The 6,932-nt window shown below is 42.0% G+C and carries 6 protein-coding genes, 1 tRNA gene and 3 pseudogenes; 4 read left to right on the forward strand and 6 right to left on the reverse strand.

Going from position 1 to position 6,932, the window contains the following annotated elements:
* Positions 1 to 52 precede the first annotated feature (52 nt).
* From AB5170_RS19260 to AB5170_RS19280, 5 genes and pseudogenes are all read right to left on the reverse strand, one after another.
* Positions 53 to 169, reverse strand: a pseudogene (locus AB5170_RS19260) (DUF6783 domain-containing protein); the annotation flags it as partial.
* A gap of 23 nt (positions 170 to 192) precedes the next feature.
* Positions 193 to 981 (reverse strand): LytTR family DNA-binding domain-containing protein, encoded by a 789-nt coding sequence (locus AB5170_RS19265; protein WP_173772602.1) that lies wholly within the window; start codon positions 979 to 981, stop codon positions 193 to 195.
* 12 nt (positions 982 to 993) lie between these two features.
* On the reverse strand, positions 994 to 1,614 hold the full coding sequence (locus tag AB5170_RS19270; protein WP_173772604.1) for a response regulator transcription factor: 621 nt from the start codon (positions 1,612 to 1,614) through the stop codon (positions 994 to 996).
* Between the two features lie 97 nt (positions 1,615 to 1,711).
* The gene (locus tag AB5170_RS19275; RefSeq protein WP_173772606.1) at positions 1,712 to 2,788 is read right to left on the reverse strand and encodes a sensor histidine kinase; all 1,077 of its coding nucleotides are present in this window, start codon (positions 2,786 to 2,788) and stop codon (positions 1,712 to 1,714) included.
* Positions 2,789 to 3,093: 305 nt separating this feature from the next.
* Positions 3,094 to 3,240, reverse strand: a pseudogene (locus AB5170_RS19280) (DUF6783 domain-containing protein).
* On the opposite strand from AB5170_RS19280, the pseudogene AB5170_RS19285 reads away from it, so the two are divergent.
* The 4 genes and pseudogenes from AB5170_RS19285 to AB5170_RS19300 form a co-directional block, all read left to right on the forward strand.
* Positions 3,178 to 3,384, forward strand: a pseudogene (locus tag AB5170_RS19285) (DUF6783 domain-containing protein); the annotation flags it as partial. The pseudogenes AB5170_RS19280 and AB5170_RS19285 overlap by 63 nt on opposite strands.
* Positions 3,320 to 4,261 carry an ABC transporter ATP-binding protein gene (locus AB5170_RS19290; protein WP_330386305.1) on the forward strand — a complete coding sequence of 314 codons (942 nt, stop codon included), beginning with the start codon at positions 3,320 to 3,322 and terminating at the stop codon, positions 4,259 to 4,261. The pseudogene AB5170_RS19285 and the gene AB5170_RS19290, both read left to right, overlap by 65 nt.
* Before the next feature lie 11 nt (positions 4,262 to 4,272).
* A complete protein-coding gene (locus tag AB5170_RS19295; RefSeq protein WP_173772607.1) occupies positions 4,273 to 5,397 on the forward strand; it encodes an ABC transporter permease in 1,125 nt (374 codons plus the stop codon).
* Positions 5,384 to 6,532, forward strand: coding sequence for an ABC transporter permease (locus AB5170_RS19300; RefSeq protein WP_173772608.1), 1,149 nt, complete (start codon positions 5,384 to 5,386; stop codon positions 6,530 to 6,532). Before AB5170_RS19295 ends, AB5170_RS19300 begins: the two co-directional genes overlap by 14 nt.
* Positions 6,533 to 6,733: 201 nt before the next feature.
* On the opposite strand, the gene AB5170_RS19305 is transcribed toward AB5170_RS19300, so the two are convergent.
* Positions 6,734 to 6,804 (reverse strand) — tRNA-Trp (locus AB5170_RS19305).
* Positions 6,805 to 6,932: the final 128 nt, after the last annotated feature.

The following is a 6,932-nucleotide window of genomic DNA, read 5'->3' on the forward strand; positions in this document are numbered from 1 at the left end:
TCTCCTCGTTTAATTGGCAATTCCTTATACCGTAACAGGTTAAGTGCTCCCATTATAGCATACTTCTTTTATGACGTGTGTGTTTTTTACATTTTTGGTACTTTTGTAACGTTTTTTCTCCAGAGCGTATTGGAAAAAGCATTCCCGCAATCTGCACGCCGCAATTTGCAGAAAGCCTTTTTCAAACAGGCTCTAACAGATTGCAATTATTTTCTGCAGCGTCTTTTTTACTACCGTATACTTTTTTTCCGGAACAGGAAGTTCCCGTCCTCCTGTTACAGTCATTTTAAATCTGCGGATAGAATGGACATGCGCCGGGTTTACCATGTAACTCTCGTGGCACTTCAGAAACAGGTTCCCATAACGTTTTTCCAGAGTTTTCAGGCTTTCTGTAGACTCAAACTCCTGATCCAGAGTATGGATCACCGTATGATTGCCGAGACTTTCCACATAGATCACACGCGACCAATTCAGGTAAAGAATGGACTTATCAATTCCTTTCACGTAAATCCGCTCTGATCTGGTCTCTCCTGTAAGGACAAACTTACGATAATTCTCATCATAATGTACCGGATAAATGCCATCCCTCTCATCATACTGAATTGCATTTGAAATAAAGATCACACGTATCTTCGGCACACCTTTTTGCTCCACCCAGGTAAACTGCATACGCTGATTTACCCGACTTGCACTGTTGTCCGGCCAGATCGTATCTACCAGCATAAAAGTCATGATTTCTGCCACCGTACTGCTTGTAGTGGCAAGCGGCAGCACCGTCAGATTATTCAGGGAAAACTTCAGTTCGTGTTTCTCAGCGTGAAAAGCATCTACCAGATTTTTTCTTCCGCGGATCACCTGCTTGTCTGCAGGGCCTATCCAAAGAACATCCTCATGACAAGAGTTCAAAAAAGGCTCTATCTCATTGTTATAATATAAATTCAAAAGCTCTGCTGTCCGGTCTCCAATTTTCTGTATGTTCATCTTCTGTCGCTCCTATTTATGCTGGTAATAAAAAACTGCCACCTGTGTACGGTCACGCAGCTGCAGTTTTTCCAGGATCATGCTCAGATAATTCCGCACGGTTCCTTCACTCAGGAAAAGCTCTGCCGCAATCTCCTTATTGCTATATCCATTTGCGATCAGTTCTATCATCTCAAATTCTCTCTCGTTAATGTCATATTTTCCATAATCAAACTTCTTTTCTCCCTGCAAAAGATCTGGAATCCTGGAAACTATTTCTGTCCCAAATACTGTCTGCCCACAGTAAACCGCCCGAAGTGCAGGCAGAATACTGCCATAATCCTGTTTCAGAAGATATCCCTTTGCACCAAGTCGCAAGGCTTTTACTATATATTTGTCATCGGAAAAAGTGGTAAGAAGCAGAATATTTGCCTTTGGATGCCTGGACAAAATACTCCGGGATGCTTCCAGACCGTCCATTTTCTCCATTCGAATATCCATAAGAAGCACATCTGGCTCATACCTTTCATAAAGCTCACAGGCCTCTTTTCCGTCTGCTCCAGTCGCTAACACTTCCACATCCTCATTCACTTCCAGAATGGTTTTCAAAGCCCCCGCCACCAGGCAGTCATCGTCTACAATTATTATTTTCATTTCTTACTCCTGCTTTTCTTTCATTTCCGGAACACATTCAAAAAATAATTTCCATAATCAGTGCGCCCGCTTTACTGTATCTTTATCGGAATCCACCTCAACCACATTTGGGTATTGTAATAAAAATCCGAAATCCCTTATCCGTAAAAATCTGCAAGGTTCCACCCAGGGCATTTACCCTTTCTTTCATATTTGCAATTCCAATACCGGATTTTTCCGGATCATAAAAGGCATCTTTCCCATTATCCTCTATACACAGCTGGTACAGTCCCGGATGCTCCCGAAGGATCAGCTGCACCTTTGTGGCGTTGCTGTGCTTCATAATATTTGCAAAGGCCTCTTTGGTAATACTGATAAAACAGTATTTCACCTCCCTTGGAACCTCTCTTGTCATATCATAAACCATCTGCACCGGACAAAATGTAAACTCACGAACCAGGCTCTTTTCCACTTCTTCTAAATTTACTGCTTCATCGTGAAGGTCATGGACACTATTTCTGATGCTGTTCATGGCATGGTTCAGGGAATCCTCCAGATTTTTCAGCATGGCGGTCATCCCGGGATCTTTATTTATGGTCTTTGCAGCCCCTACCATAAGGATTGAACGTGAAAGTACATGTCCCACATTATCGTGGATTTCCCTGGCGATCCGGTTTCGTTCCTTTAAGGTAGCATTATAGATCTCATAATCCTGTTTTTCCTGCAAAGCTTTATTTTTCTGGGACAAAAGCAGGCTTCGCTCCTTGGAATCATCCTGGGTCCTTCGCAGCTTTTCTTCCAGGATCTGACTCTTTGTGGTATTTCTCTCCATAAAAAATGCCAGTAAAAATCCAAATACACCGGTCATTGCAAAAAGGCCCATGTTTTCTCTGCTTCCAGGTATTTTCCAGAGAAAAAACATCACTGCTACTGCTGCCAGCCCCCTCATTTTTTCATGAAAAAGCAAATAAAAAAGACAGGGATAAAAGATAAAGGTCTCTGGAACAGCCAGTCCCAGAAATCCGAACAAAATGTAAAGAATTAGCCGCAATGCCTTCTTTCTCACCGCATATCCGCAACAGATCACACTTACACAGCTCAAAAAAGCAATCAGAAAGCCTGCCCCTGGCGGCAGAAAAAAAAGTGACAGAAAGCTATAAAATACCAGTAATCCACAGTCCAAAAAGTATCCCACTCTGCCACCTTCTTTCTCATTTTTCTCCAAATACTGCTGTTCACTCCGTAACCAGTAATTATCAAATATTTAACCTGTTTTTTTACAAATATGTCTTACAGACATTTCTCTCATTATAGTATAACTGACCTTGCGCTGTAAAGAAGGTTCTGCGCTTTATGACATTACGGTTTACTAGTACATCGAATATTAAGTTTTGATGTATTAGTAATGTTCCGCGAAGTGTTTTTGTGAATGAAGCAAACTGTAATTTTATGACATTTGTCATGTGAAGGCCGTGACATCTGGCACTTGGCGATTTTCCCTTATTCCTTTATACTAAAGTGTGTTTGAAAAAGCATTCCTGCAATCTGCATGCTCCACTTTGCGGTATATTTCGCCCGAATTCAGTTGCCGTAGCCCGCTACGGCGCTCTCATCCGGGCAAAATCTCTCACAAATTGTGACGTACATCTTGCCGAAATCCTTTTTCAAACACGCTCTAAACTTATGATACAGCTACTATACGGGGAAAACCCGAAGGAGGAAAATCGTGTCCACAAATATTGTTCAAATAGAAAATCTGGTAAAAAGATATGGGAACCTGGTGGCACTTGATCACCTGAACCTTAGTATTTCGGAAGGAGAGGTTTTTGGTCTTCTTGGTCCCAACGGCTCTGGAAAAACTACTGCTATCAATTGTATGCTTTCTCTTCTCAAATACGACAAAGGCAGCATTCATATTTTCGGAGAAGAAATGCGTCCTGACAATTACAAAGTAAAACAGCAGATTGGAATCGTGCTGCAGAATGTGGCTGTTTTTGACGAACTGACTGTCTATGAAAACATTGATTATTTCTGTGGGCTTTATGTCCCGGATAAGAGGAAAAGAAAAGAACTGGTGGAAGAAGCCATTACCTTTACCGATCTTAACGATTACCGGAAAATACGTCCAAAGAAGCTCTCAGGCGGTCTTCTCCGCCGACTGAATATTGCCTGCGGAATTGCTCATAAGCCTCGTCTGATCATTATGGATGAGCCAACGGTAGCCGTTGATCCCCAGAGCCGGAACAAAATCCTGGAAGGCATTCAGAAGCTGAATGAACAGGGTTCCACCATCATTTACACTTCCCATTATATGGAAGAAGTGGAGCAGATCTGTACACAGATCGCAATTATGGATCACGGTCATGTAATTGCCTCCGGCACCAAAGAGGATCTGAAAAAAATGATCAAAACCGGCGAGACCATTACTATTGAGGCCATTCCTCTTACCTCGGAGAATCTGGCTGACATCCGGACTCTTCCCCACGTCTTTGACCTGCATTACGAGGAACAGATTCTCACTGTACGGTGCACAGGTGCCCGCCACAACCTGATCCGGCTTCTCAATTACCTGCAGAGCCAGGATATTTCCTTTGGTCAGGTTTCCTCTGAGCTGCCTACTTTAAATGACGTATTCCTGGAAATCACAGGGAAACAGCTGCGAGATTAAGGAGGACTGCCATGCTGCATTTGATCAAATATAATCTTCTGGTAAAGCTGAAAAATTTTGCCACCACTTTCTGGCCGCTTATTTTTCCAATTCTTCTTGGAACTATGTTCTATTTTGCTTTTGGAAATATTGATGATGCTGATTTCGAGACTGTACAGGTTGGAATTGTAAAAGAGGACGGCGCTGACACGTTGTTTCTTATGTTTCTGGATCAAATTGAAAACAACGGAAATCATCTGATTGCTGCTCAGGAATTATCTGAATCCGCTGCACTTACCAAACTGGAAAATGAAGAAATTTCCGGTATTTATCAGGTGGGAAGCTCCCCTTCCCTTACAGTGGCTTCCAACGGAATCCCCCAGAGCATCCTTCAGTCCATTTTGTCCGGCTACGAAACCGGAAAAAGTACCATCCGCAATATAGTCCGCACACATCCATCCGGTCTGTGGGACGGAATCCAGCAGATGCTAAATCAACAGGAAACACTTACTGAAGTTTCACTTGGCGGACAGACTATTAACGGAAGTGCACAGTTTTTCTATGCATTGATTGCAATGACCTGCCTCTATGGCTGTTTTATCGGATTTGGCTCTGCCATAACTCTTCAGGCCAATCTTACAGCACTTGCCGCACGACGCTGCGTCACTCCAACGCATAAACTGAAGCTGATTCTTTCAGAACAGATTGCTTCTTTTTTGCTTGGCTATTTCGATGTGATCGTGTTGCTGATCTATCTTCGCTATATTTTAAAGCTGGATTTTCAGGGAAAAATCGGGCCCATGCTGCTTATTTCTTTTTTCGGATCCCTGATCGGGGTTTCTATTGGAATTTTTGTAGGTAGTCTTGGAAAAATGAAAGAAGGGGGAAAGATTGGTATTATTCTTGGTTTTTCCATGGTCTGCAGCTTTTTATCAGGACTTATGAACAATACCATGAAGGATCTGGTAGAAAAAAATATGCCTGTTATTAACCGGATCAACCCGGCAGCACTTATTTCTGATGCTTTTTACTGCATCAATGTATATGACGATATGAGTCGCTATTACCGCAACCTGTTCACTCTTGCAGTGATGAGCATAACATTAGTGACTGCTTCATTTTTACTGATCCGGAGGGAAAGCTATGATAGTATTTAAATGTTACATGAAAATTTTAAGACAGAATGTGACGCTGGTCATTATATATCTTGGTATTTTCTTTTCTGTGGCTCTTGTCATGCAGATGGCCGCTGGAAAAAGTGAAGACAGCCTTTATGCAAATACCAGCATTGATATTGGAGTGGTAAAGGAAGATCAAGGCGTTCTGGCTCAGGGATTTGTGGATTATCTTAACACGATTCACAATGTAATTCCTATGAAAAATAATCCGGAAGTACTTCAGGAAAATCTCTTTTACCGTAATGTGGAATATATTGTGCAGATTCCAGCTGACTTTTACGAGGCTTGCATTCAAGGAAATCAGCCACTGAAGGTCACCAAGGTTCCAGGATCCTACAGCTCCTATTATGTTGACCAGCAGATCAGCAGTTATATCAGTACCATCCAGACTTATGTTGCTGCCGGTTTTTCCCAGGAGGAAGCCGTTCAGGCAGTAAAAACCGAAGTTCATAAACCGGTCACCAAGATTTCCTCTGATTCTGCAAGCAGTGATCTGGTTCCTTACACTTATTATTTTCGTTATATTCCTTATCTTTTTCTGGGAGCTCTTTGCTATACCATGGGATATATTCTTATGGCTTTCAAAAAGGGAGATATTCAGAAACGGATGGAAGCTTCCGCTATTTCAGTGAGACGTCAGTCCCTGGAGGGATTGCTGGCAATGGGAGTGATCGGTGCCATTCTGTGGCTTCTTGGTATCCTGGGTGTTGTGCTGATGTATGGAAATACCTTTTGGAATTCTGAACTTCGTGGCTATTATATTGCAAATACATTACTTATGTTAGTAGTTTCACTGTCACTCTCTTACCTGATTGGAATGTTTATTCCAAACAGCAATATTTTAAGCGGCGTAGCCAATATTGTTTCTCTTTCCATGTGCTTTCTCTGTGGTGTATTCGTCCCTATGAGCGTAATGGACAAATCTGTTCTGAAAGTCGCCCAGTTTCTGCCAGTATACTGGTATGAACAGGTAAATGAAATTCTAAGCCGGCATCATTCCCTGACACCGGAGCTTCTTGGAAAGGTACGGATCAGTATGGGAATTGAGGTGTTGTTTGCCGCCATGTTTATGTGTTTGATTCTGGTAGTTTCAAGGTATCGAAAAGAGGGGTAATGCCCCTCTTTTCTGCACATGATTCTACTATTTTAGCAATAAATCAATAGAAATGAATTAAAAACAAATCAAACAGGTCATATCTTTTTAGAAACTAGGAATCATTCCTAGTTGACATCATAGGTGACATCGTTAGAAAATCCCATGAAATGAAAAACGCCGGAACCCCAGTAAAATCAAGGCTTCCGACGCTCAAGGAAACAGGGGATGAGAGAATCGAACTCCCACCAAAGGTTTTGGAGACCCCTATCATACCATTTGACCAATCCCCTATTTTATGAAGAAAAAGTGACTATTACTAGTCACGTCTCTTTGAAAGGTTTTGTACCTTCAAAACTACATACATGTTACATCCTAATGGAATCATTTTACCTCTGCGTGAGTCCGGCAGCTACTTTAT

The sequence above is a fragment of the Ruminococcus sp. RTP21484sp1_RTP21281st1_A8_RTP21281_210402 genome, from assembly GCF_040914025.1.
In the GTDB taxonomy this organism is placed as follows: Bacteria; Bacillota; Clostridia; order Lachnospirales; family Lachnospiraceae; genus Blautia_A; species Blautia_A faecis.

Excerpts from the sequence above, each read along its gene's own strand:
- AB5170_RS19295 (WP_173772607.1), top strand. The coding sequence starts at position 4,273 with ATGCTGCATTTGATCAAATATAATCTTCTGGTAAAGCTGAAAAATTTT.
- AB5170_RS19270 (WP_173772604.1), bottom strand. The coding sequence starts at position 1,614 with ATGAAAATAATAATTGTAGACGATGACTGCCTGGTGGCGGGGGCTTTG.
- AB5170_RS19300 (WP_173772608.1), top strand. The coding sequence starts at position 5,384 with ATGATAGTATTTAAATGTTACATGAAAATTTTAAGACAGAATGTGACG.
- AB5170_RS19265 (WP_173772602.1), bottom strand. The coding sequence starts at position 981 with ATGAACATACAGAAAATTGGAGACCGGACAGCAGAGCTTTTGAATTTA.